Origin of the sequence: Mesorhizobium humile, assembly GCF_033977215.1 — a bacterium.
In the GTDB taxonomy this organism is placed as follows: Bacteria; Pseudomonadota; Alphaproteobacteria; order Rhizobiales; family Rhizobiaceae; genus Mesorhizobium; species Mesorhizobium humile.
The window spans coordinates 189,862-213,452 of sequence record NZ_JAVIIV010000003.1 but is presented as its reverse complement, the minus strand read 5'-3'; the positions used below and the strand labels follow the sequence as shown (position 1 = coordinate 213,452).

The 23,591-nt window shown below is 63.7% G+C and carries 25 protein-coding genes; 18 read left to right on the top strand and 7 right to left on the bottom strand.

Annotation, left to right across the window (positions count from 1 at the left end):
- Nucleotides 1-10: 10 nt before the first annotated feature.
- The 3 genes from RFM52_RS06355 to RFM52_RS06345 are packed head-to-tail and all read left to right on the top strand — an operon-like array spanning nt 11 to nt 3,868.
- Entirely contained in the window at nt 11-964 is a 954-nt protein-coding gene (locus RFM52_RS06355; RefSeq protein ID WP_320295025.1) for an ABC transporter permease, read from the top strand.
- Entirely contained in the window at nt 961-1,854 is an 894-nt protein-coding gene (locus tag RFM52_RS06350) for an ABC transporter permease (RefSeq protein WP_320294654.1), read from the top strand. Before RFM52_RS06355 ends, RFM52_RS06350 begins: the two co-directional genes overlap by 4 nt.
- Complete coding sequence (locus RFM52_RS06345) at nt 1,847-3,868, top strand: ABC transporter ATP-binding protein (protein WP_320294653.1); 2,022 nt, start codon at nt 1,847-1,849, stop codon at nt 3,866-3,868. Before RFM52_RS06350 ends, RFM52_RS06345 begins: the two co-directional genes overlap by 8 nt.
- Before the next feature lie 56 nt (nt 3,869-3,924).
- On the opposite strand, the gene RFM52_RS06340 is transcribed toward RFM52_RS06345, so the two are convergent.
- The gene (locus tag RFM52_RS06340; protein ID WP_320294652.1) at nt 3,925-4,878 is read right to left on the bottom strand and encodes a LysR family transcriptional regulator; all 954 of its coding nucleotides are present in this window, start codon (nt 4,876-4,878) and stop codon (nt 3,925-3,927) included.
- Nucleotides 4,879-5,005: 127 nt separating this feature from the next.
- Here RFM52_RS06340 and RFM52_RS06335 point away from each other — a divergent pair, with 127 nt between their 5' ends.
- The 4 genes from RFM52_RS06335 to RFM52_RS06320 all read left to right on the top strand — a co-directional run bounded on the left by RFM52_RS06335 (nt 5,006) and on the right by RFM52_RS06320 (nt 9,056).
- Nucleotides 5,006-6,661, top strand: coding sequence for an ABC transporter substrate-binding protein (locus RFM52_RS06335; RefSeq protein ID WP_320294651.1), 1,656 nt, complete (start codon nt 5,006-5,008; stop codon nt 6,659-6,661).
- Nucleotides 6,662-6,663: 2 nt separating this feature from the next.
- Nucleotides 6,664-7,554 (top strand): DUF427 domain-containing protein, encoded by an 891-nt coding sequence (locus tag RFM52_RS06330; RefSeq protein ID WP_320294650.1) that lies wholly within the window; start codon nt 6,664-6,666, stop codon nt 7,552-7,554.
- A 100-nt stretch (nt 7,555-7,654) separates the two neighbouring features.
- Nucleotides 7,655-8,236 (top strand): hypothetical protein, encoded by a 582-nt coding sequence (locus RFM52_RS06325; protein ID WP_320294649.1) that lies wholly within the window; start codon nt 7,655-7,657, stop codon nt 8,234-8,236.
- A 55-nt stretch (nt 8,237-8,291) separates the two neighbouring features.
- The gene (locus RFM52_RS06320; RefSeq protein ID WP_320294648.1) at nt 8,292-9,056 is read left to right on the top strand and encodes an SDR family oxidoreductase; all 765 of its coding nucleotides are present in this window, start codon (nt 8,292-8,294) and stop codon (nt 9,054-9,056) included.
- A gap of 67 nt (nt 9,057-9,123) precedes the next feature.
- Here the strand turns inward: RFM52_RS06320 and RFM52_RS06315 are convergent, their stop codons facing one another.
- Together RFM52_RS06315 and RFM52_RS06310 are read right to left on the bottom strand one after the other, a co-directional pair.
- A complete protein-coding gene (locus RFM52_RS06315) occupies nt 9,124-10,482 on the bottom strand; it encodes a trimethylamine monooxygenase (protein ID WP_320294647.1) in 1,359 nt (452 codons plus the stop codon).
- Entirely contained in the window at nt 10,479-10,691 is a 213-nt protein-coding gene (locus RFM52_RS06310; RefSeq protein WP_320294646.1) for a hypothetical protein, read from the bottom strand. Before RFM52_RS06310 ends, RFM52_RS06315 begins: the two co-directional genes overlap by 4 nt.
- Before the next feature lie 49 nt (nt 10,692-10,740).
- Between RFM52_RS06310 and RFM52_RS06305 the strand changes: the two genes are divergently transcribed.
- The gene (locus tag RFM52_RS06305; RefSeq protein ID WP_320294645.1) at nt 10,741-11,463 is read left to right on the top strand and encodes a helix-turn-helix domain-containing protein; all 723 of its coding nucleotides are present in this window, start codon (nt 10,741-10,743) and stop codon (nt 11,461-11,463) included.
- 146 nt (nt 11,464-11,609) lie between these two features.
- On the opposite strand, the gene RFM52_RS06300 is transcribed toward RFM52_RS06305, so the two are convergent.
- The 4 genes from RFM52_RS06300 to RFM52_RS06285 all read right to left on the bottom strand — a co-directional run bounded on the left by RFM52_RS06300 (nt 11,610) and on the right by RFM52_RS06285 (nt 15,498).
- Nucleotides 11,610-12,650, bottom strand: a complete 1,041-nt coding sequence (locus tag RFM52_RS06300) for a heme-dependent oxidative N-demethylase family protein (RefSeq protein WP_320294644.1) — start codon at nt 12,648-12,650, stop codon at nt 11,610-11,612.
- A 9-nt stretch (nt 12,651-12,659) separates the two neighbouring features.
- On the bottom strand, nt 12,660-13,625 hold the full coding sequence (locus RFM52_RS06295) for a PDR/VanB family oxidoreductase (RefSeq protein WP_320294643.1): 966 nt from the start codon (nt 13,623-13,625) through the stop codon (nt 12,660-12,662).
- A complete protein-coding gene (locus RFM52_RS06290) occupies nt 13,622-14,218 on the bottom strand; it encodes a dimethylamine monooxygenase subunit DmmA family protein (RefSeq protein ID WP_320294642.1) in 597 nt (198 codons plus the stop codon). The genes RFM52_RS06295 and RFM52_RS06290 overlap by 4 nt, the downstream gene beginning before the upstream one ends.
- A 146-nt stretch (nt 14,219-14,364) precedes the next feature.
- On the bottom strand, nt 14,365-15,498 hold the full coding sequence (locus RFM52_RS06285) for an aminomethyl transferase family protein (RefSeq protein WP_320294641.1): 1,134 nt from the start codon (nt 15,496-15,498) through the stop codon (nt 14,365-14,367).
- Between the two features lie 295 nt (nt 15,499-15,793).
- Between RFM52_RS06285 and RFM52_RS06280 the strand changes: the two genes are divergently transcribed.
- The 10 genes from RFM52_RS06280 (at nt 15,794) to glnT (ending at nt 23,574) form a co-directional block, all read left to right on the top strand.
- The gene (locus tag RFM52_RS06280; RefSeq protein WP_112095211.1) at nt 15,794-16,081 is read left to right on the top strand and encodes a hypothetical protein; all 288 of its coding nucleotides are present in this window, start codon (nt 15,794-15,796) and stop codon (nt 16,079-16,081) included.
- Nucleotides 16,082-16,092: 11 nt separating this feature from the next.
- Nucleotides 16,093-16,470, top strand: coding sequence for a hypothetical protein (locus RFM52_RS06275; RefSeq protein WP_320294640.1), 378 nt, complete (start codon nt 16,093-16,095; stop codon nt 16,468-16,470).
- Nucleotides 16,471-16,520: 50 nt separating this feature from the next.
- Nucleotides 16,521-16,682, top strand: a complete 162-nt coding sequence (locus RFM52_RS06270; RefSeq protein ID WP_320294639.1) for a hypothetical protein — start codon at nt 16,521-16,523, stop codon at nt 16,680-16,682.
- A 14-nt stretch (nt 16,683-16,696) separates the two neighbouring features.
- Nucleotides 16,697-18,103, top strand: a complete 1,407-nt coding sequence (locus tag RFM52_RS06265) for an APC family permease (protein ID WP_320294638.1) — start codon at nt 16,697-16,699, stop codon at nt 18,101-18,103.
- Nucleotides 18,104-18,149: 46 nt separating this feature from the next.
- Nucleotides 18,150-18,839 (top strand): hypothetical protein, encoded by a 690-nt coding sequence (locus RFM52_RS06260; protein ID WP_320294637.1) that lies wholly within the window; start codon nt 18,150-18,152, stop codon nt 18,837-18,839.
- A 14-nt stretch (nt 18,840-18,853) separates the two neighbouring features.
- On the top strand, nt 18,854-19,165 hold the full coding sequence (locus RFM52_RS06255) for a hypothetical protein (RefSeq protein WP_320295024.1): 312 nt from the start codon (nt 18,854-18,856) through the stop codon (nt 19,163-19,165).
- Nucleotides 19,166-19,251: 86 nt separating this feature from the next.
- Complete coding sequence (locus tag RFM52_RS06250) at nt 19,252-20,148, top strand: class II glutamine amidotransferase (protein WP_320294636.1); 897 nt, start codon at nt 19,252-19,254, stop codon at nt 20,146-20,148.
- Nucleotides 20,149-20,152: 4 nt separating this feature from the next.
- On the top strand, nt 20,153-20,884 hold the full coding sequence (locus tag RFM52_RS06245; protein ID WP_320294635.1) for a GXGXG domain-containing protein: 732 nt from the start codon (nt 20,153-20,155) through the stop codon (nt 20,882-20,884).
- Nucleotides 20,885-20,890: 6 nt separating this feature from the next.
- A complete protein-coding gene (locus tag RFM52_RS06240) occupies nt 20,891-22,219 on the top strand; it encodes an FMN-binding glutamate synthase family protein (RefSeq protein WP_217573345.1) in 1,329 nt (442 codons plus the stop codon).
- A gap of 47 nt (nt 22,220-22,266) precedes the next feature.
- Nucleotides 22,267-23,574 carry a type III glutamate--ammonia ligase gene (gene glnT / locus RFM52_RS06235; protein ID WP_320294634.1) on the top strand — a complete coding sequence of 436 codons (1,308 nt, stop codon included), beginning with the start codon at nt 22,267-22,269 and terminating at the stop codon, nt 23,572-23,574.
- The last annotated feature ends 17 nt before the right edge of the window (nt 23,575-23,591 follow it).

The following is a 23,591-nucleotide window of genomic DNA, read 5'->3' as shown; positions in this document are numbered from 1 at the left end:
AGTATTCGCCATCCTCGTCTTCCTCGTCCGGCGCCTGGCACTGTCGCTCGTCACGCTGTTTTTGCTCAGCGTCATGGTTTTCCTTGGCGGCCAGGTGCTGCCCGGCAATGTCGGGCGAGCCATCCTGGGGCCGTTCGCCGACCAGCGCGCGGTGGATGCGCTGAACCATTCGCTCGGCGTCGACCGGCCGCTGCTCGTCCAGTACGGAAGCTGGATCTGGAATTTTCTCCACGGCGACATGGGCACGTCCTATGTCTTCCGCGCGCCGGTGGCGCCCTTCGTCATCGACGCCTTGGGCAACTCGATGAAGCTGGCGCTGGTCGCCTTCGTGCTGGTGGTGCCGATCGGGATCCTGGGCGGGGTCATCGCCGCGCTCAATTTCAACCGGCCGCTCGATCGCATCATCAGCCTCGGCGGCCTGTCGGTCACGGTGCTGCCCGAGTTCGTCACCGGCATCATCCTGATCCTGATCTTCGGGGTCTGGCTGCGCTGGCTGCCGATCGCCGCCGCCTGGCCCAAGGGCGCCGGTGTCCTCACCCAGCTCTACTATCTCATCCTGCCCGCGCTGCCGCTGTTTCTGGTGCTGTTCGGCTATATCGCGCGCATGGCACGCTCCGGCATGATCGAGGCGCTGGATTCCGACTATACGCGCACGGCCGTGCTGAAAGGCTTGCCCTGGCGCACGGTGATCTGGCGCCATGTGCTGCGCAATGCGCTGTTGCCGACCATCACCGTGATCGCCACCCAGACCGGCTATCTGATCGGCGGCCTGGTCGTCATCGAGACGCTGTTCCGTTATCAGGGCATCGGCTCGCTGATCTTCACTGCCGCGCGCGGCAAGGATTTTCCGATGCTCGAGGCCGGCATCCTCACCATCGGCATCGTCTATGCGGTGGCGACCCTGATCGCCGACTTCCTCTATTCCGTGCTCAATCCGCGTATCCGGCTGGGAGCAGAGCAATGAGCGCGACGGACACTCCCGCCAGCCTGCCGGCGCCCGCACCGGCGCCTGACACCGCACAGCGGAGCCCCTGGGGTGAGGTGCTGCATTCGCTCTCCAGGTCCGGCACCTTCCTCACCGGGCTTTTCATCCTCTTGTTCTGGGTCGTCTGCGCGCTGTTCGGCCAGCACTTCGTCCCCTACGATCCGCTGGCAAGCGACATCATCGACGCGCTGACGCCGCCGGCAGCCGATCACTGGTTCGGCACCGACCAGCTCGGCCGCGACGTGTTCTCGCGCGTCATCGTCGGCTCGCGCGACATCCTGACGGTGGCGCCGCTGGCGACCATCCTGGCGACCATCGCCGGCACCGCGCTCGGCCTCGTCATCGGCTATTTCCGCGGCATCGTCGACGACATCGTCAGCCGCGTGCTGGAAGCCTTCATGGCGATCCCGGTGGTGATCATCGCGCTGCTCGCCATCGTCGCGCTCGGCACATCCAAGATCACCGTCATCGTCGTCATCGGGCTTAGCTTCGCGCCGATCATCGCGCGCACGGTGCGCTCGGCGGTGCTGGCCGAACGCGAGCTCGACTATGTGGCCGCGGCAAAGCTGCGCCACGAAGGCGCGCTGCACACGATGTTCGTCGAGATCCTGCCCAACGTCATCCCGCCGATCCTGGTCGAGACGACGGTGCGGCTGGGCTACGCCATCTTCGCGGTCGCCACGCTCTCCTTCATGGGCTTCGGCATCCAGCCGCCCTCGCCCGACTGGGGCCTGTCGATCTCCTCCAATTACGGCATGATCGGCGGCGGCTTCTGGTGGACAGTGCTGTTCGACGCCCTGGCCATCGCCTCGCTGGTGATCGGCGTCAATCTGGTGGCCGACGGCGTGCATGGAGCGTTCAATGACTGACAAGAACGCACTTGAACTGAAAGACCTCTCGGTCGCCTATCGCGTCGGCCGCCGCAACCGCGCGGTGCTGCGCAACGTCAACCTGACCATCAAGGCCGGCGAGGCCTATGGGCTGGTCGGCGAATCCGGCTGCGGCAAATCCACCGTGGCGCTTTCGGTGGTGCGCTACCTGCCGCGCAACGGCTCCATCACCGGCGGCTCGATTGCGCTCGACGGCAAGGATGTGATGAAGCTCGACGCCGAAGCGCTCAGGCGCGCTCGCGCCGACAGCGTGTCGATGGTCTACCAGGACCCCGGCAAGGCGCTCAACCCGTCGCTGCGCATCGGCCGGCAGCTGACCGAAATCTTCGAGCTTGCCGGCGTCACCGGACAGGCGGCTGAAGACAAGGCAGTCGCCATGCTGAACCGCGTGCGGATCTCCGATCCGGCGAGCGTCATGCAGCGTTATCCGCACCAGCTTTCCGGCGGCATGCAGCAGCGCGTGGCGATCGCCATGGCCCTGGCCAACGACCCCTCGATGCTGATCCTCGACGAGCCGACCACAGGCCTCGACGCCACGGTCGAAGCCGAAGTGCTCGACCTGATCGGCCAGTTGCGGCGCGAGCTGTCGGCCTCGATCCTGTTCATCAGCCACAATCTCGCCGTCGTCTCCAACATGTGCGACCGCGTCGGCGTGCTCTATGCCGGCATGCTGGTCGAGGAAGGCTCGACGAAGGACGTCTTCAACGATCCGCGCCATCCTTACACGGTGGCGCTGCTGCGCTGCCTGCCGCGCGGCGGCCAGCGCAAGGACCAGGGCCGGCTCGACACCATCCCGGGCTTCCTGCCGGGCATCGGCGCCAACATCGTCGGCTGCGCCTTCGCCGACCGCTGCGCGCTGGCGACCGAGCGCTGCCGCGCCGAGCCGCCGCCGCTCTACGAACTCGGCGACGGTCGGCTGTCGCGCTGCCATTATCACGACAAGGCGCAGTCGCTGCCGCGCGCCACGCCCGCCGAGATCGCTGCCACAGCACCCAAGCAGGCGCCACCGGTGCTGCAGGTCGAGGGACTTAACAAGACCTATGCCAGCCACGGCCGTCCGCTGCGGGCGGTGAAGGACGTCTCGGTCAGCCTGAGGCCCGGCGAGACGCTCGGCCTGGTCGGCGAATCCGGCAGCGGCAAGACCACCTTTGCCAGGCTCCTGCTCGGCCTTGTCGCGCCGGACGATGGCGGCTCGATAGAGCTCGAAGGCAAGCAGTTGGCGCCGCGGCTCGCCAGCCGCTCGGAAGACCAGGTCAAGGCGGTGCAGATCGTCTTCCAGAATCCGGATTCGGCGCTCAACCGTTCGCATTCGATCCGCCATATCCTCAGCCGCGCCCTGAAGCGGCTGGGCGGGCTGAGCGGCAAGACGCTGGACACAAGGCTCGAAGAGCTCGTCCGTTCGGTGCGGCTTACCGACCGGCATCTCGCGGTCAAGCCGCGGCAGCTTTCGGGCGGCCTGAAGCAGCGCGTGGCGATCGCGCGCGCCTTCGCCGGCGATCCGCGCATCGTGGTCTGCGACGAGCCGACCTCGGCGCTCGACGTCTCGGTGCAGGCGGCGATCCTCAACCTTCTGGCCGACCTGCAGTCGAGGCAGGATGTCAGCTACATCTTCATCTCGCACGACCTTGGCGTGGTGCGCTATCTCTCCGACAAGATCGCCGTGCTCTATCTCGGCCGCATCATGGAGTTCGGACCGTCGGAAGCGGTGTTTTCCGGCCCGCATCATCCCTACACCGAAGCGCTGCTGTCAGCCGTGCCGAAACTCGACCGCACCGAGAGCTCGCGCATCCGTCTCGACGGCGAAATCCCGAGCGCGGCCAATCCGCCGACGGGCTGCGTCTTCCACACACGCTGCCCACGCAAGATCGGCGCCATCTGCGAGACGCAAGAGCCCGAGCTCACCGAGGCCCAGCCGGGGCACACGATCCGCTGCCACATCCCCTACGCCGAACTGGCAAGGCTGCAGAAGCCGAAGATCGTGGAGCCGGCGTGATCAAAATGCCGCCGCGCCTAAAGCGCGTCGCGATCTTTCAGATCGCTCCATGCGCTTTAGGTTTTGACTTTAGGCATGTCTTTGTCCCGAAACCGGTTCCCACTTTCGGGAGACACGCTTGCCATGCTGAAGGCGCGGTCGCTTTCCGCGAAGGCCTGATCGCCGGACAGGTTCCTGGCGAGCGTACGCAGGCCGGTCAGCGCAACGTCTAGCGCGTCGGAAGAGGCAGGGTTCTCGGGATAGGCAAGGTAGATCGGGCGCTGGAACACCGGCGTATCCTCGACGCGCCGCAACTCGCCACGCTCGATATGGCTGCTTACCGCACTCAGCGGTAGGTAAGCAGCCGCCTTCTGCGACAGGACGTGCTGCAGGCCGATGAACACCAGCCCGGCCGAGATCGCCGGCTTCACCATGCCGGCAAAGGCACGGTCGTGCTCGACGCGGAACTCCAGCCCCCAGTCCATCAGGATGTAATTGTCCATCCACGGCCCGGCTTGCGCCGTGTGCTGGACGAGCACGATCTGATCGACAGCCAAACTCTCATAGACGACGCCGGGATGCGGCTTGGGCAGATAGAGGATGCAGATATCGAGCAGGCCTTCTGCCATCTGGTCGATCGCCAGGTCCGGGAAGCTGCCTTCCAGACGCAGCGCCACATTCGGCCGCTTCGCCCGCATCCAGTCGATCCAGGGCGAAGTGATGCTGTCCCAAAGATAGGCGGGCGCGGTGAGCCTCAGCAGCGTCTCGTAGCCATCGGGAACGGCGATGTCCTGGCGCGATTGCTCCCAGGTACGCGTGATCGTCGAGGCGTGGGGCAGGAACTGCCGGCCGGCCGGCGTCAGCGTGACGCCGTCGCTGTCGCGCACGAACAGCTTGCGGCCCAGCTGTTCCTCCAGGCCGCGAATGCGCGCGCTGACGGTCGACTGGGCAAGGTTCAGTCGGTGCGCGGCAACGGTGAAGCTGCCATGCGCCGCGACCTCCAGGAAACTGCGCAGATTCTCGGTGTCCATGGCTTTCGCCTTTCAGTGGCTCGTCATCGAAATTTCCGATGGCTCCAATCAAAAAATATCGCTTTTCGGTCGAGGTCAACAATGGCCTAAATGCCAAGGCCCCCGCGACAAAACAAGGAATGCCGCCATGCCGAAGCATTTCAGGACGATCGACGCCGCCCGCAAAACCCTCAGCGCAATCGAAAATTCCGCTATCGACGAATTGCTCGCCGGCAGGATCGGCCGGCGCGAATTCCTGCGCCATGGCAGCGTGCTCGGCCTGTCGCTGCCCTTTCTCGGCGGCATCGCTTCGGCGGTCGGGCTCGGCGCTTCGCAAGCGCGCGCCGAAGGCAAGCCCGGCGGCACCGTGCGCGCCGGTATCGCCGTGCCCGGCGGCGCCATCGATCCCGTCACCTTCTATGACAGCGGCAGCTACCAGCTCGTCTTCCAGACGGCCGAGTTCCTGTGCGTGACGCAGCCGGACCTGACATTGAAGCCCGTGCTTGCCGAAAGCTGGTCGCCCAATGCCGACGGCAGCGTCTGGACCTTCAAGCTGCGCAAGGGCGTGAAATTCCACAATGGCGAGGCTTTTAAAGCCGACGACGTGGTGGCAACCTTCGATCGCCTTGCCGATCCGAGCGGCACATCTAATGCGCTCTCGGTGTTCAAGGGCCTGTTGTCGAAGGGCGGCACGCGCAAGGTCGACGACCACACCGTCGAATTCCACCTCGACGCGCCGAACGGCTCCTTCCCCTATTCGGTGTCGATCGACAATTACAACGCCGTCATCCTGCCGGCGAGCTACAAGGGCGACTACGAGAAGACCTTTGAGGGCACCGGTCCGTTCCGGCTCGAAAGCTACACGCCGAAGGTCGGCGCGAGCTTCGTGCGCAATCCCGACTATTGGGGCGAGAAGGCCCTGCCCGACCGGCTCGAGTTCAAATTCTACGGCGACGTGCAGCCGCGGATTCTCGCGCTGCAGGCGGGCGAGGTCGACGTGCTCGACGCCATCCCGCTCGACGTCAGCCAGGTGGTGCTGGGCAATCCTGATATCACCGTGCTGCGCGTCGCCTCGACCGCGCATCGCCAGCTCCACATGCGCTGCGACATGGCGCCCTTCACCGACAAGCGCGTGCGCCAGGCGCTGGCCTTGTGCATCGACCGTTCCCAACTGGTCGACGGTCTCTGCCGCGGCATGGCCGCGACCGGCAATGACAGCCCGTTCGCGCCGGCCTTCCCGGTCACCGACAAGACGGTGGCGCAGCGCACCAGGGACATCGCCAAAGCCAAGCAGCTAATGGAGGCGGCGGGCCTGGCCAACGGTTTCGACATGACGCTGACGACGCTGCGCTATTCCGACATCCCCGGCTATGCGCAGCTCTTCCAGAACTTCGCCAAGGAGATCGGCGCGCGCATCTCGCTCAACATCGAGGACCAGGACAAATATTACGGCAAGGCGGTGTTCGGCCAGTCGGACTGGCTGGACAGCCCGCTTGGCATCACCGATTACGCGCACCGCAGCGTGCCGAACGTGTTCCTGAAAAGCCCGCTGGTCAGCGACGGTCCGTGGAATGCGGCGCATTTCAAGAACACGACCTATGACGGGATGGTCACCGGCTATCTCAGGGCGCTCGACCTCGACTCCCAGCGCAAGGCCGCTTCCGACATCCAGAAGCTGCTGCTCGACGAGACGCCGGTGATCTTCAGCTATTTCCCGGACCTCCTGGTGCCGGTGCGCAAGAATGTCAGCGGCGTGCCGCCGATCGCCGCCGGCCTGCTGCTCGATCGGGTATCGGTGAGTTGATCATGAGCGCGCGCAAGGCCCTGGCCGCAAACGACGAGAAAAGGACAAGTACCATTCGCAAGCCCCATCTGCGCGGCCGCGGGCCGCATTTCCCGGTGCTCGACACCATCGTGCAGTATGAATTCGAGCCGGGCTATGTCGCCTTCACCATGCCCTCGCCCAAGCGGATCAGGGTGCAGGTCGGGCCGATGATCGTCGCCGACACCACCAAGGCGCTGGTGTTCCAGGAGAGCGACCACCTGCCGGTCTATTACTTCCCGATGAGCGACGTGCGCGAGGAGTTCCTGCTGCCGAGCCGGACGACGACGGAAGACCCGTTCAAGGGCGTCGCCACGCATTACTCGCTGAACACCGGCATCACGCTGGTCGAGGACGGCGCCTGGCGCTACCTCGATCCGGTCAAGGGCTGTCCGCCGATCGGCGACTACATCTCCTTCTACTGGCCGAAGATGACACACTGGTTTGAAGAGGACGAGGAGATCTTCGTCCACGCCCGCGACCCGTTCCGCCGCGTCGACTGCCTGCCTTCGTCGCGGCGCGTGCAAGTGATCCTCGACGGCGAGCAGGTCGCCGATTCACGGCGCGGCGTGTTCCTGTTCGAGACCGGACATCCGGTGCGCCACTATCTGCCGATCTCGGACTCGCGCCTCGATATGTTTTCGCCCAGCCGCTACATCTCGCGCTGCCCTTACAAGGGCATCTCCAACTACTACCATGTGACGACGCCTAAGAAGCGGCACGAGAACCTCGTCTGGTACTATCCCGAGCCGGTGCACGAGGCCGAGCGCATCAAGGGCCTGGTGTGCTTCCATCACGAGCTCGTCGACAAGATCCTGGTCGACGGGGTCGAGATCCCCAAGGAAGCGACCGCGGCGTCGGACGGCTATTTCTGAGCCTTCATGCTCGACTGGCCAAGACCCGGCTCGGCTTGAGTTTCGCGTTTGCGTCCGTCCGTGGCGGTGCTACGTTGCGCCACGCGGCGGATACCTGCTTATGAGGAAAGCATTCCATCATGCGGTTTGGCCCTGGTTCGTCGCCTTGCCGGCGACGCCGATGCCGGCGATTGCCCAGAATGCTCCCGCCTTCGAGCTGAAGCTCGACATCGATCAGGACGGCAAGACCGACCGGGCGATCATCCTGCAGGAGGCCGGCGGCCCCGCCGATCTCTACATCTATCTCGACGTGGAAAAGCCCGATCCCCCACGCCAACCGGATTTTGTCAAGAAAAGGCTGACGGAAGACCAGGTCGTCGACCTTGAAGCCAAGGGCAAGGGATCGCTGGCGATCACCTCCTGCTCCGGCTGCGGCGCCATCAAGTCGACGGAAGAGACGCTGACGATCGTCTATCGCCGGGGAAAATTCCTGGTCGGCGGCTACAGCCGCAACTGGGACTGGAACCAGCAGACGTCGAGCGGCGTCGAGACGACGCTTGGCGATTGCGACATCAACTATCTCACCGGCAAGGCCACCGCCTCCACGGATCTGGAAGAGGGCAAGCCGATCAAGGGCAAGTTCAGGCTGGTACTGTTGAAGGACTGGTCCGCCGACAGTCGCCCGAAGGCCTGCGATTTCTGAAGAGGTTGATCGCAGGGCGCGACTGCGCATACCCTCGGCGCATAGGGAGGGTGCGATGGATCTTTTCAAACTGGACGGCGGCGTGGCGCTGGTGACGGGCGCCGGCAGCGGGATTGGTCAGGCGATAGCCATCGGGCTTGCGGAGGCCGGCGCCGATGTCGCCTGCTTCGGTCATGCCTCGAACGGCGGGCTTGAGGAAACGGCTGCGAGAATCAAGGCGCACGGCCGCAAAGCACTGGTGCTGACGGGCAGCGTGACGTCCGAAACCGACCTGGCGACGGCGATCGCCCGCGTCGAGGCCGAACTCGGCGCGCTGACCGTTGCCGTCAACAATGCCGGCATTGCTGGATCGGAAGCGGCCGAGACCATGTCGCTGGAAAAATGGCGCAAGGTGCACGAGGTCAATGTCGCCGGAGTTTTCCTGTCGTGCCAGGCCGAGGCGCGCGTCATGCTGCCCCGGCGCACAGGCTCGATCATCAACATCGCCTCGATGTCGGGCACCATCGTCAACCGGGGGCTGACGCAGGCGCACTACAACTCCTCCAAGGCCGCCGTCATCCACATGTCGAAGAGCCTGGCCATGGAGTGGGCCGATCGCGGCCTGCGCGTCAATGTCGTCAGTCCGGGCTACACGCTGACGCCGATGAACAAGCGTCCGGAAGTGGCGGAGGAGATAAAGATCTTCAAGCGCGACACACCGATGGGGCGCATGGCGGCGCCGGAGGAAATGGTCGGGCCGACCGTGTTCCTGGCCAGCCGCGCGTCCAGCTTCGTGACCGGCCTCGACCTGATCGTCGATGGCGGCTACGTCTGCTGGTAGACCGATGGGGTGTCCCGCAAGACACCCCACGTTGCTGATTTAACGAACCTGAACGGAGGCGCGCGCGCTACTCGGCCGCGACGCCTTTCACCTCGAGGTAGCTCTCCATCGAATCGTCCAGCGCCTGCAGCCAGGGCGTATGATGCACCGGCGCCATGGTGCCGGTCATCAGCGAGCGGTAGGCGTTGTCGCGGAAGGTCATGATGTTTTCCATCTTGTGGTGCTCCCACTCCATGAAGGTGTGGTTGACCGCCTCGACGTCGAAGCCCGGATAGTCGGTCTGGTCCATCAATTCCTTGGTGTAGTCGCCCTGGAACCAGATCATCTGCTCGGCGTCCTCCAGCGTCTCCTCGCGAGCGCGCCACTTGGCGCCGTGCTCGGCCATCGCCTCGGCCGACGGCAGCTTGATGCGGCCCATGATGACGTCGCGCGCGTACCAGGCTTGCGCGTCGAACATGTTGAAGGTGTAGAACTGGTCCTGCATGCCGATGTAGAAAAGCTTCGGGTTTTTCTCCCAGACGACACCCTCATAGAGATCGAGCGGCCACATGCGGTTGGCGGTCTTGAGCTTGAGGTCGTCGGTGAGGAAGGGGAAGGAATGCAGGTAGCCGGTGCACAGGATGATGGCGTCGACGTCCTTGGTGGTGCCATCCTTGAAATGCGCCGTCTTGCCGACGACCTTCTGCAGCAGCGGTACTTCCTTCCAGTTCTCCGGCCATTTGAAGCCCATCGGCTTGGAGCGGTAGCTGGAAGTGATCGATTTGGCGCCGTATTTGTAGCATTGCGAACCGATGTCCTCGGCCGAGTAGGAACGGCCGATGATGAGGATGTCCTTGCCCTTGAATTCCATCGCGTCGCGGAAATCGTGGCTGTGCAGGATGCGGCCATTGAAGGTGGGGAAGCCCTCGAAGAAGGGCACGTTCGGCACCGAGAAATGGCCGGACGCGACAACGACATTGTCGAACTCTTCCGAGTAGGTGACGTCCTTGCTGCGATCATGCGCGGTGACGGTGAATTTCTTGGTCTCGTCGGAATAGGTCACCATGCGCACCGGGCTGTTGAAACGCACCCAGTCGCGTAGGCCCGACTTCTCGACGCGGCCCTTGATGTAGTCCCACAAAACGGCGCGCGGCGGATATGAGGCGATCGGCCGGCCGAAATGCTCCTCGAAGGTGTAGTCGGCAAATTCGAGGCATTCCTTCGGGCCGTTCGACCAGAGATAGCGGTACATCGAGCCGTGCACCGGATCGCCATGCTCGTCGAGGCCGGTGCGCCAGGTGTAGTTCCACAGGCCACCCCAGTCGGACTGCTTCTCGAAGCAGACGATTTCCGGGATCTCGGCGCCCTTGTCGGCGGCCGACTTGAAGGCCCTTAGCTGCGCCAGACCGGACGGTCCGGCGCCGATGACGGCAACACGAGATTTCATTGCGGGCCTCCTTTTTTGATTTCCCCAGCGAAACAAATTTCACTGACAGTGACAGTAATTGGGTCTTCGGTGCTGTCAACAAACATCTGCGGCAACGCGCTTTGCGTGAAACGGTTTTTGTGCGCAAAAGCCGTGGCGCTCGCATTCAAGCCGGCGATCCCTGCGACATACAGTGGCTTGCCGTCGTGGTTGCGCTCTTGCATCGCCACCGAATATGTTCACCTTGAGTGAAATAAATCCGCGAGAGTCGGAGGCGACATGGCGAACAGGAATTCCGGCACCAGGTCCACCGATGCGGCAGCGAAAGGCAAGACGCCGCCGAAGCGCGTTTCGGCGGACGGGCGCACCATCCGCACGCCGCTGACGCAGAACCCGCACGCCATCCGCGACACGCGCGAAAAGGTGCTGGAAGTGGCGATCGGCCATGAGGTGCGTGCCTTCCGCAAGAAGCTCGGCATCACCGTCGCCGATCTCGCTACCGCCACCGACATTTCGCTTGGCATGCTGTCGAAGATCGAGAACGGCATCACTTCGCCATCGCTGACGACATTGCAGGCGCTGTCCCGGGCGCTGGGCGTTCCGGTGACCGCCTTCTTCCGGCGTTTCGAGGAAGAACACAGCGCCGTCTTCGTCAAGGCGGGCGAAGGCGTCGATGTCGAGCGGCGCGGCACGCGCGCCGGCCACCAGTACAATCTGCTCGGACATATCGGCGCCAACACCAGCGGCGTCGTCGTCGAGCCCTATCTCATCACGCTGACCGAGAATTCGGACGTGTTCCCGACCTTCCAGCATGCGGGCATGGAGTTCCTCTACATGCTCGAAGGCGAGGTCGTTTACCGGCACGGCAACAACCTCTATCCGATGAAGCCGGGCGACAGCCTGTTCTTCGACGCGGATGCGCCGCACGGCCCGGAAGAGCTGACGCAACTGCCGATGCGCTATCTGTCGATCATCTGCTATCCGCAGAACAGCGCCGGGTGAGCCGCTTGGTTCCTCGCCCCACGCGCAGTGGGAAGAGGTGGCTCGGCGAAGCCGAGACGGATAGGGGAGCGCCCTACGAAGGCCCCCTCTCCGTCCGCTTCGCGGACACCTCTCCCCCGCTTTGCGGGGGCGAGGAACCCAAGCTTTTAATCCGGCCCAAAACCCGGGCTCGTCGGGCTGCCGTCGTCCAGCTTCGACAGCCATTCGACCAGCGTCGGGCGGTAGCGGGTCAGGCCTTTGTAAGTGGCCAGTTCTTCCGGCAGGTCGCGGATGACGCGATGCAGGCGGCGCGCCCATTTCGGCTGCGTGACCAGCTCGTCCATCTTGATCAGGTAGCAGCGGATCGGGAAGACGATGCCGTTGGAGCGCGGCAGCCGCCAGAAGCTTTGCAATTCGACGCGCAGATGCACCTTGTCGCCGACATTCTCCGGCGTGACGGTGGCGCGGTCCGGGCCCCATTTGTGATAATTCTCGGGACTGGTGTCGAGGCGCGGATTGATGGTCATCGTCCAGTTCAGGCGCCGTGCCGGCTTGCCCTGCTGGATGTTGGTGAGGAATTTCAGCGCGCGGGTGAAGATGCCTTTCTCATGCGCCAACGGCACCGGCGCGTGCCATTCGAAGAAGTTCATGCCGATGTCGAAATCGAGCGACCAGTCGGCCTGGGTGGTGACCATGCCGGCATCCATCCACAGATTGCCGTCGCGCTGGTCGAGGATGCAAAAATCGCCCTGGCTCTGGCGGGTGATGTATTCCATCGGCCCATAGGGCAGCGTCGAGGTGTCGCCGAAGGTGAAGGTGTCGTCGATGCCGAGCGGACGGTTGATCCAGCGCCAGCGGTCGCCGTTTCGCTCCAGCGTGAAATGTTCGGGATAGCCGAGCGCCTGCTGCTCCATCAAAAGCTCGAGCAGGTCCCAGCCTGCGAGCGTCATATGGGGCAGCGACTGGCAGCGCAGCGGATCCTCGGCCAGCACCAGCGCGCGGTCCTGCATCTCGGCGACATAGTGCTCGTCGACGTCGATCAGGTTTTCCAGCACGCTGCCTTTCGGCCCGACGACATGCGGCTCGATGTTGACCGCATACATGTAGGCGTCTTCGTTGAACGGGAAGGGAAAGCGCCTGATGTGCTCCGGACTGTTCCTGAAGCTGAAATCGTCGCGAAATGTTTCCTTGCGAAAGGTGATGCCCATTGACGCCTCCTATCTTTCCAGGACCAGCGACTTGCCCTCGAAGCGCGAGACGCAAGGCATGATCTTGCAGCCGGAACGGTGGTCTTCCTCGCTCAGCCAGTGATCGTTGTGGATAAACTTGCCGTCGAAGGAGATCACATTGGTCTCGCACTGGCCGCAGACGCCGCCGCGGCACAGATAGGGCGGGTCGACGCCGGCGGCTTCGATAGCTTCGAGCAGGCTCTGCTGCTCGCCGACACGGATCGTCTTGCCGCTGACGGCCAACTCGACATCGAAGGGCGCGCCGGGTTGCGGGGCCGCGAAATGCTCGAAATGCACCGTCTCCGACGGCCAGCCGAGCGCGGCGGCGCGGTCGCGCACCCAGTTGATCATGCCGGCCGGGCCGCAGACATAGAGATGCGTGCCGAGCGGCTGCGAGGACAGGAGCCGGTCGAGATCGATGCGCTCCTCGCGGTCGTCGTGATAGAGCCTGACCCGGTTGCCATAGCGCTCTCTGAGCACATCGGCATAGGTGCCCAGCGAAGCGGTGCGGCAGGTGTAGTGCAATTCGAAATTGCCACCGGATCCCGCCAGCTGCGACGTCTGCGCCATGAAGGGCGTGATGCCGATGCCGCCGGCCAGCATCAGGTGTTTTTTGGCTCTCAGATCGAGCGAGAACAGGTTGACCGGATTGCTGATCACCATCTCCAGGCCGGGCTTGACTTGCCGGTGCATGAAGAGCGAGCCGCCGCGGCCGACATCGTCGCGTCGCACCGAGATCGTGTACTCGCGCGTGTCGAGCGGCGAGCCCATCAGCGAATAGGGATTGAGCCTAGTGCGGTCGCCGTCGCGCATCTCTACCACGACATGGGCGCCGCCGGAAAAGGTCGGCAGCAGCTCGCCGTCGCGGCGACGGAAATGGAAGCGGGTAACGAGATCGTTGACCGGAACGACGTCGCTGACGACGACGTCGAGCTTGGTGGTGCCGGTGCTCATGGGAAGGCCTCCTCCATCGGAGGAATGTCGGAGCGATCCTCGGCGTTGATGCATACGCCCTGGAAGGCGGCGAGGCGCCGCGAATAGTGATCGCGCACCAAAAGCAGCAGGCCGCAATGCGAACAAGTGGCCGGCTGCGTCGTCACATTCTCGGTGATGCCCTTGCAGTGCACGCATTGCATGCGGCGCGCCAGCGAGCCACGATGCTCGGTCTGCATGGACGTGTGGTCGATGCCGGCTTCAAGCGCCGCCTGCATGGCCTGGCCGATCAGGCCCTCGGTGCCGGCAAGATAGAGGCGCAGCCCCATATGCGCATTGGTCAGCGTTTGCCTCAGCCGCGGCAGCAGGCTTGCAAAGGACGGCGCGATGTGGAGCTGCGCCGGCTTCAGCGTTTCGAGGGCAGCGATGTGCTTGCCCTCAGGTCCCGGAATGAAGACGATTTCCGCGCCGTCGAAAAAGCCGGGCGGCGCCTTGCCGGCCATGTCGGTGATCGCCAGCGCGCCTTCCGCATCGGCGATGAAGAGATGATGCTTGCCGGGCTGCGGAGAGAGCGTTCCGTAAATGGGCCGGCTGATGATCGTCTTGGCTGCCATTCTTTCTTAGATCAGGATGCCGTTTCGTAGAATCGGCACCCTGCTCTAACCCCTTTGTTGGAGCATGATCTTTTCCGAAAACCGGTTCCCACTTTTCGGGATCATGCTCTGGTACCTCAAAACCCCTCCCGGTTGATGATGATGCCTCAGCCTTTCGCTGTGCGCTTGGTCTTTTTCGGATCGTCGAACGGCAAGGGCTGCGCCGTCGCCTTGATCGACCCGCTCTTGTTGCGGATCTCGAGCTTGGTGTCCTTGACCGCGCAGTCGACGTCGAGTCGGGCGATGCCCATCGATTTCTCGACCAGCGGCGAATACATGGCGCAGGTCACCACACCGACCCTTTTGCCGTCTCGGTAGACCGGGGCGCCTTCGTCCGCCGGCTCCTTGCCGTCGAGCAGCACGCCGTAGATCTTGAAGCGCTCCTTGCCTTTCAGCCTGTAGTGTTCTTCAGCACCGCGGAAGCCGGTCTTGCCGGGGCTGACGGTGAAGTCGAGGCCAAGCTCCCACAGCGTGTCGCCGGGGCCTTCGTTCTCGAACGGATATTTCTGCGAATTGTCGTAGGGATAGAAGAGCAGGTAGCTCTCGACGCGCAGCATGTCGAGCGTGGTAAAGCGGCACGGAATGATGCCGGCGCTCTTGCCCTCCTCGAGGATCCTGTCCCAGATCGTGCCGGCATCCTGGCCGCGGCAGAAGATCTCGTAGCCGCGCTCGCCGGTATAGCCGGTGCGCGAGATCATCACCGGAAAGCCGAACAGCTGCGTGTGCATGTGATGGAAGTAATTGAGGTCGCGGATGCCCGGCACATGCTTGGCCAGATAGTCAACCGCCGTCGGACCCTGCAGCGACAAGTCATGCAGATTGTCGTCGAAACGTAGCGAGACATCGCGGCCCATCGCCGCCCGCTGCAGTTCCTCATGGCCGGTGCCGGAGCCGTGCACGACCATCCATGAATTCGGGCTGATGCGATAGAGGATGCAGTCGTCCGTGAACTTGCCCGCCTCGTTCAGCATGCAGGCATAGGCCGACTTGCCCGGATAGATCTTTTCGACATCGCGCGTCGTGGCGAGGTCGATGAGATGCGAGGCGTGCGGCCCGGTGATGTGGACCTTCTTCAGGCCGGAGACGTCCATCAGCCCGGCCTTGGTGCGGATGGCGACATATTCCGCGTCGGCGTCCTTGTCGTAGGTCCAGGCGGTGCCCATGCCGCTCCAGTCCTCGAGCTTCGAGCCGAGCGCGCGATGGCGGTCCGCCAGGGTCGAGAATCTCCAGGATGCCGTCATCCGATCGTCCTCCGTGCAATCTAGGTCGCTTTAAGCGGTTGCTGTTCCCTGCTCCTGCTTGGTGGCGGAGCTTGGATGAATATTGACCGCAAACCGTGAGGCCCTGCAATCCCCTTGAAGCAAATAATTTCATTGTCAGGCAAATTTCTTGACCTGAAACAAGCGGTTTACGACGCGTAAATCCGGCTTGACAATTCCGGGAATCGAGCGGAACTTATGAAAAAAATTTCACTCTGTTGAAAGAGTGGCCGCCCGGTCGATTTCGGGACCGGACGTCGCCAGAAGGGGAAAACCGATGTCCGACCTGCAGCAGCGCATCGAAGCGCTGTACCGTTCCGACGTGCGTGGATCCGTGCTCCTGATCGTGTGCCTGTGGGCGACGATCCTCTTCGTCCTCCTGATGACATGGCCATACATCCCGCACGGCGGCATCAAGCTCGTGGTGGCGGTTGCAGCCGCCGCGGTGCTGATCTTCAACACCGCCGCGATCCTCGCCATGCTCAACCACTACAAGGAAGACAAGGACTTCATCTACGGGCTCGACATCAAGAACGCCGACGCGGCCCGCAACCGCCAATCCTGAAGGGAGAAACCATGGCCCGCTATACCCCGCCGGAGCAGAGCAAGGCCGGACAGGTCTTCGACATCGCGGTCGTGGTTGTCGCCATCTTCGTGGCGCTCTGGCTGCCGCTGAAGCTCGGCTTTGCCGGAGCGGCGAAGTCGATCGACCCGCTCGACGCCAAGACCTGGGACGCGCTCGGACAGAACCCCACCATGGCCTCGATCTGGGAGAAGCTCGGCTACACGCCGGAGACGGCGCACGACATCATCCAGAACCGCTTCCACTACATCATCGACTGGCCGACGCTGATCATCATGGCGATCGTGCTGATCGCCTATTTCGTCTTCCTGTTCCGGGCCTCCGACAAGGAATATCGCGAGGTCATCAACGAGAAGTTCGACGACAAATAGATTTCGACGACAAAGAGACTTTCGACGACAAAGAGTCCGGGGAAAACATCATGTGGATGGGACTGTCTTACCTTTGCTGGGGCATCTCGGTCGTGCTTGCGGCGTGGATGCTCTACGACTGGTTCAAGGTCGATACGACCTATTCCGAAGCCGTGCTGACATCCTCGCGTGAAGGCGAGCTCGAAGCCGTTTCCGAAAAGCACCGGATCTGAGTGGGGACTGAGCGATGACGGCTGCGGTTGAAACGGTACAGACGACAACTATCCACGGCGACAGGGTCTCGCTGCTTCGGGTGCTCGGCCCTGCCCATGTGTGGGCGCTCGGCGTCGGCATCGTGCTGGTCGGCGAGTTCACCGGCTGGAATTTTTCCGCCGACAAGGGCGGCGCGCTCGCCGCGCTGATCGTCTGCTGGGTCGTTGGGCTGCTCTATACCTCGGTCGCCATGATCGACTCGGAGGTCACGTCCACCGTCGCCGCCGCCGGCGGCCAATATGCGCAGGCCAAGCATATCGTCGGGCCGCTGATGGCCTTCAACGTCGCGTTGTTCCTGGTGTTCGCCTACACCATGCTCGAAGTGTCGGACGCGATCCTGCTCGGCGACACCATCGTCGCCAAGGCCGGGGTCGAAGGGCTGACGCACAACTCCTTCATCGCCGCCACGATCGTCGTGCTCGCCTGGCTCAACTATCGCGGCGTGCTGATGACGCTCAACGTCAACTTCGTCATCACCGCGATCGCCTATGTCTCGATCGTCATCCTGTTCTTCTCCGTCAGCCCGTGGACGCAAGGCGCGGTGTTGAAGCTCAACGAGCTGGTCACGCCCGGCAATGCGCTGCCCTATGGCTGGATCGGCGTCATCGCCGCCTTTCAGTTCGGCATCTGGTATTATCTCGGCATCGAGGGCACCACCCAGGCGGCCGAGGAAGTGCGCTCGCCGGCGCGCTCCCTGCCCTACGGCACCATGGCCGGCATGATCACGCTTTTGATCGCCGCCGCGATGACCTGGTATGTCTGCGCCTCGCTGATGCCCTGGGAATATCTCGGCATCACCTACTATCCGCTGTGGGACGCCGGCAAATTGACCGGCAGCCCACTGCTGGAAAACCTGTTGTTCATCGCGACGCTGCTGGCCGCGCTCGCATCGGCCAATGGCTGCATCAACGACGCGGCGCGCGCCTGGTTCTCGCTCGGCCGCGACCGCTACCTGCCGAGCTGGTTCTCGGCGGTGCATCCAAAGTACCGCACGCCCTACCGCTCGATCCTGTTCCTGCTGCCGATCGCGCTGGCCTTCGCCTTCATCGCCGACCTCAACCAGGCAATCACCTTCTCGATCCTGTCGGGCGTGCTGCAATACACCTTCATGAGCATCAACATCATGATGTTTCGCAAGAAGTGGCCTCTGGGCACGATCCGTCGCGGCTACACGCACCCCTTCCATCCGCTGCCGGCGATCGTCCTGTTCTGCCTGTGCATGGTGACGTTCTTCGCTATCTTCCTCGGCTTCGGCTCGCAGCTGATCGCGATGACGGTGTTCTATTTCCTGATTTCGCTATGGTTCCACTTCTACCGCTACAAGTTCGTGCGGCGCGGCGACCAGTTCTCCATGCCGTGGCCGAAGCCGCAGGGTTATTGAGTGGAGTAAGGGCCCGCCTGTCGACGGCGGGCCGTGGCGTGTCGAGATGTCCGAACTGACGTCAGTATTGCTTACCGGGGCGGTCGCATTGGGCGTCGTTACCCATATCGCGTGGCTCGCGCGTGCCGGCCACAACAGGGCGAAGGCGGCTATGGCCGCCGATACGGCTAGCGTTCGCAGCGTCATCGCGAACGCCGCCGACATTTCCGACGGCACGGCCGGCGTCGTCACCTGGGCCGGCTCCTGGAACGGCCGGCGCGTCCAGCTGCGCACCATCGTCGACACGCTGGCGACGCGCAAGCTGCCGACGCGTTGGCTCGCCGTTTCGATCACCGAGCCGGTCGCGGTGGCGGGCACGTTCGACATGATGATGCGCCCGAATTCGGCAACGACATTTTCCAATTTCGACCATCTCCCCCACACGCTGCCCAAGGTTCTTGGGCTTCCAGCCGAAGCGGTGCTGCGCACCGACCGCAAGGGCATCGCCTTCCCGCAGGATCTGATCGCCGCGCATACCGGCATCTTTGCCGAGGGGCGAGCCAAGGAATTGCTGATCACGCCGAAGGGCGTGCGCATCGTCTGGCTGCTGGCCGAGGCCGAGCGCGCCCGGTACGGCGTGTTCCGGCAGGCCGCGTTCGGCGATGCCAGGATCGATCCCGCCTTGATCGAAAGGCTGATCGAGGCGGCGTCCGAACTCCGCGATGCGATCAACCGGCGCGAACGGCAAGCCGCATGACCGACGAAACCGCGATGCCTGCTCCCGCAAACCCGTATCTCGTGCTCGGCGCGGCGATCTTTTTGCCGGCAAGCGGCCACGTCATGCTCGGCGTGCCGGTGCGCGGCCTGCAGTTCCTGTTCTTCATGGTGATCCTTGGTTGGGTAACGACCAAGCTGGCGCCGGCCGACGCCGGCTTCATCGGCCGCCATGCCGGCGGCTTCCTGATCTATGCGCTGTCGATCCTCGACGCCTACAGGATCGCGCGCATCCGCCATGCGATCTGGGTTCACAAGGCGCATCCCGGCAGCGATAGTGTCGAGGGCGATGCGCCGTCTAATATATAACGACAGGAAAATTTCTTTCATACCATTGAATTCGGCAAACTCATTCGGTACATCAATCTGAGAGCCAAAAAACGTCGGAGGCTGGCATGTGCGGAATCGTCGGACTTTTCTTGAAGGACAAGGCGCTGGAGCCGAAGCTCGGCGCGATGCTGTCGGAGATGCTGATCTGCCTCACCGACCGCGGCCCGGATAGCGCGGGCATCGCCATCTATGGCGCCCCTTCCAAGAATGAAGCCAAGATCACCATCCAGTCGGCCAAGCCGGAGCGCGATTTCCGCGGCCTCGACGCCGAGCTTGCCAAGGCGATCGGCGCCCCCGTCAGTCTTGCCACGAAATCCACCCATGCCGTCATCCGAACCGCGCCGGACAAGGTCGACGCGGCGCGCGAGGCGTTGCAGTCGCTGCGGCCCGACATCCGCATCATGGGCGCTGGGGAAGCAGTCGAGATCTACAAGGAAGTCGGCCTGCCGGAAGCCGTCGTCGACCGCTTCGACGTACGCTCCATGACCGGCACGCATGGCATCGGCCATACCCGCATGGCGACGGAATCGGCAGTGACGACGATGGGCGCGCATCCCTTCTCGACCGGCGCCGACCAGTGCCTGGTGCACAACGGTTCGCTCTCCAACCACAACAATGTGCGGCGCGAGCTGATCCGCGACGGCATGAAGTTCGAGACCGAGAACGACACCGAAGTGGCGGCCGCCTATCTCTCCAACCGGATGGCGCACGGCAAGAACCTCGGCGAGGCGCTGGAAGGCACGCTTTCCGACCTCGACGGCTTCTTCACCTTCGTCGTCGGCACCAAGAACGGGTTTGGCGTGGTGCGCGATCCGATCGCCTGCAAGCCCGCAGTCATGGCCGAGACCGACCAGTATGTCGCCTTCGGCTCCGAATATCGCGCGCTGACCAAGCTGCCCGGCATCGACAATGCGCGGGTCTGGGAGCCCGAGCCCGCAACCGTTTATTTCTGGGAGCATTGAGCTGATGCCGGCAACCACAATGTCGAAGGCTGAGCGCGACCAGAGCCATGCGAGGGTTTTCGACCTCTCGCAACATTCGCTGCGCGAATTGAACCGGGCGCTGCACACGCTCACGTCCGGCTCGAACGAGACCGCCTGGGAAGTGCTCAACCCGAAGGGCAGCCACTCGGTGGCGGTCGGCGTCGACCAGCCGGTCTCTATCGATGTGCGCGGCAGCGTCGGCTATTACTGCGCCGGCATGAATGACGGCGCCGCGATCACCGTGCACGGTTCCGCCGGTCCCGGCGTCGGCGAGAACATGATGTCGGGCTCGATCGTCATCAAGGGCGACGCCAGCCAGTATGCCGGCGCCACCGGCCGCGGCGGTCTTCTCGTCATCGAGGGCAACGCCTCGTCGCGCTGCGGTATCTCGATGAAGGGCATCGACATCGTCGTGCATGGCAATATCGGCCATATGTCGGCCTTCATGGCGCAGTCCGGCAATCTGGTCGTGCTGGGCGATGCCGGCGACGCGCTGGGCGATTCCATCTATGAGGCGCGGCTTTTCGTGCGCGGCAAGGTCGAAAGCCTCGGCGCCGACTGTATCGCCAAGGAGATGCGGCCCGAGCACATCGAATTGCTGCAGGGCTTGCTCGACAAGGCCGGCGTCACCGGCGTCAAGGCGTCGGAGTTCAAGCGCTACGGCTCGGCCCGCAAACTCTACAATTTCAACATCGATAACGCCGACGCGTATTGAGGCAAGATGACCTACCGCAACCCGCCGACGACGCCGCGCAAATCCGCGACCTTCGACGACTACACGCTTTCCGAAATCCGCCGCGCGGCCGCGACCGGCATCTATGACATCCGCGGCGCCGGCGCCAAGCGCAAGCTGCCGCATTTCGACGATCTGCTGTTCCTCGGCGCGTCGATCTCGCGCTATCCGCTGGAAGGCTATCGCGAGCGCTGCGACACCTCGGTGGTGCTCGGCTCGCGCCATGCCAAGAAGCCGATCGAGCTGAAGATCCCGATCACCATCGCCGGCATGAGTTTCGGGTCGCTCTCCGGCCCGGCCAAAGAAGCTCTCGGACGCGGCGCCACGCTTTCCGGCACCTCGACCACGACCGGCGACGGCGGCATGACCGAGGAAGAACGCGGCCATTCCAAGCAATTGGTCTACCAGTATCTGCCGTCGCGCTACGGCATGAACCCGCGCGACCTGCGCCGCGCCGACGCCATCGAAGTGGTGGTCGGCCAGGGCGCCAAGCCCGGCGGCGGCGGCATGCTGCTCGGACAGAAGATCTCCGACCGCGTCGCCGAGATGCGCACGCTGCCCAAGGGCATCGACCAGCGCTCGGCCTCGCGCCATCCCGACTGGACCGGGCCGGACGATCTCGAGATCAAGATCCTCGAGCTGCGCGAGATCACCGACTGGGAAAAGCCGATCTACGTCAAGGTTGGCGGGGCGCGGCCCTATTACGACACCGCGCTCGCGGTGAAGGCCGGCGCCGACGTCGTGGTGGTCGACGGCATGCAGGGCGGCACGGCCGCGACCCAGGAAGTGTTCATCGAGAATGTCGGCCAACCGACGCTTGCCTGCATCAGGCCGGCGGTGCAGGCGCTGCAGGACCTCGGCATGCACCGCAAGGTGCAGCTCATCGTCTCCGGCGGCATCCGCAACGGCGCCGATGTCGCGAAGGCGCTGGCGCTCGGCGTCGACGCCGTCTCGATCGGCACGGCGGCGCTCGTTGCGCTGGGCGACAACGATCCGCGCTGGGAGGCGGAATACAACGCGCTCGGCAGCACGGCGGGCGCCTATGACGACTGGCACGAGGGCCGCGATCCGGCCGGCATCACCACCCAGGACCCCGAGCTGATGAAGCGGGTCGACCCGATCGCGGCCGGACGGCGGCTCGCGAACTACCTGAAGGTGATGACGCTCGAAGCCCAGACCATTGCCCGCGCCTGCGGCAAGAACAGCCTGCACAATCTCGAGCCCGAAGATCTCGTCGCGCTCTCGATCGAAGCCGCCGCCATGGCCGGCGTTCCGCTTGCCGGCACCAACTGGATACCAGGGAAAAACGGCTTCTAGAACACCAGAGACTAACAGCACCCAAAATCCGCGAGGGAACTACATAAATGGGGAACGATCTCGCCGCATTCGCCAAGGAGAACGGCGTAAAATATTTCATGATCTCCTACACCGACCTGTTCAGCGGCCAGCGCGCCAAGCTGGTGCCGGCGCAGGCGATCGCCGACATGCAGAAGGACGGGGCGGGCTTTGCCGGTTTCGCAACCTGGCTCGACCTGACGCCGGCGCATCCCGACATGCTGGCGGTGCCGGATCCGGCTTCGGTCATCCAGTTGCCCTGGAAGCGGGACGTCGCCTGGGTGGCCGCCAACTGCATCATGGACGACAAGGAGGTCGAACAGGCGCCGCGCAACACGCTGAAGCGGCTGATCACCGAGGCCGCCCGCGACGGCATGCATGTGAAGACCGGCGTCGAGGCGGAATTCTTCCTCATCTCGCCGGACGGCAGTGCCATCTCCGACCAGTACGACACGGCGTCGAAGCCGTGCTACGACCAACAGGCGGTGATGCGCCGCTACGACGTGATCGCTGAGATCTGCGACCACATGCTGGCTTTGGGCTGGGGCCCATACCAGAACGACCACGAGGACGCCAATGGTCAGTTCGAGATGAACTGGTCCTTCGACCACGCGGTGGCGACCGCCGACAAGCACTCCTTCTTCAAATTCATGGTCAAGTCGATCGCGGAAAAGCACGGCCTGCGCGCGACCTTCATGCCGAAGCCGTTCCAGGGCCTGACCGGCAATGGCTGCCATGCCCATATCTCGGTGTGGGACGAGACCGGCAAGACCAATGTCTTCGCCGACAATTCGATGGAGCTTGGGCTGTCGGCCAAGGGCAAGAACTTCCTTGGCGGCATCATGAAGCATGCCTCCGCCTTGGCTGCGATCACCAATCCGACGGTCAATTCCTACAAGCGCATCAATGCGCCGCGCACCATCTCGGGCGCCACCTGGGCGCCGAACACGGTGACCTGGACCGGCAACAACCGCACCCACATGGTGCGCGTGCCCGGCCCCGGCCGCTTCGAGCTGCGCCTTCCGGATGGTGCTGCCAACCCCTATCTGCTGCAGGCTGTGATCATCGCCGCCGGTCTCGACGGCATCCGTTCGAAAGCCGACCCGGGCAAGCGCTACGACATCGACATGTACCAGTTCGGGCATACTGTCACGGACGCGCCGAAACTGCCGCTCAACCTGCTCGACGCGCTGCGCGAATTCGACAAGGACAAATCGCTCAAGGCGGCGCTGGGTGAGGAATTCTCGTCGGCATATCTAAAGCTGAAGCAGCAGGAATGGAATTCCTATGCTTCGCACTTCACGCAGTGGGAGCGCGACCACACGCTGGATATCTGAAGTCCAGCGTTGCGGGT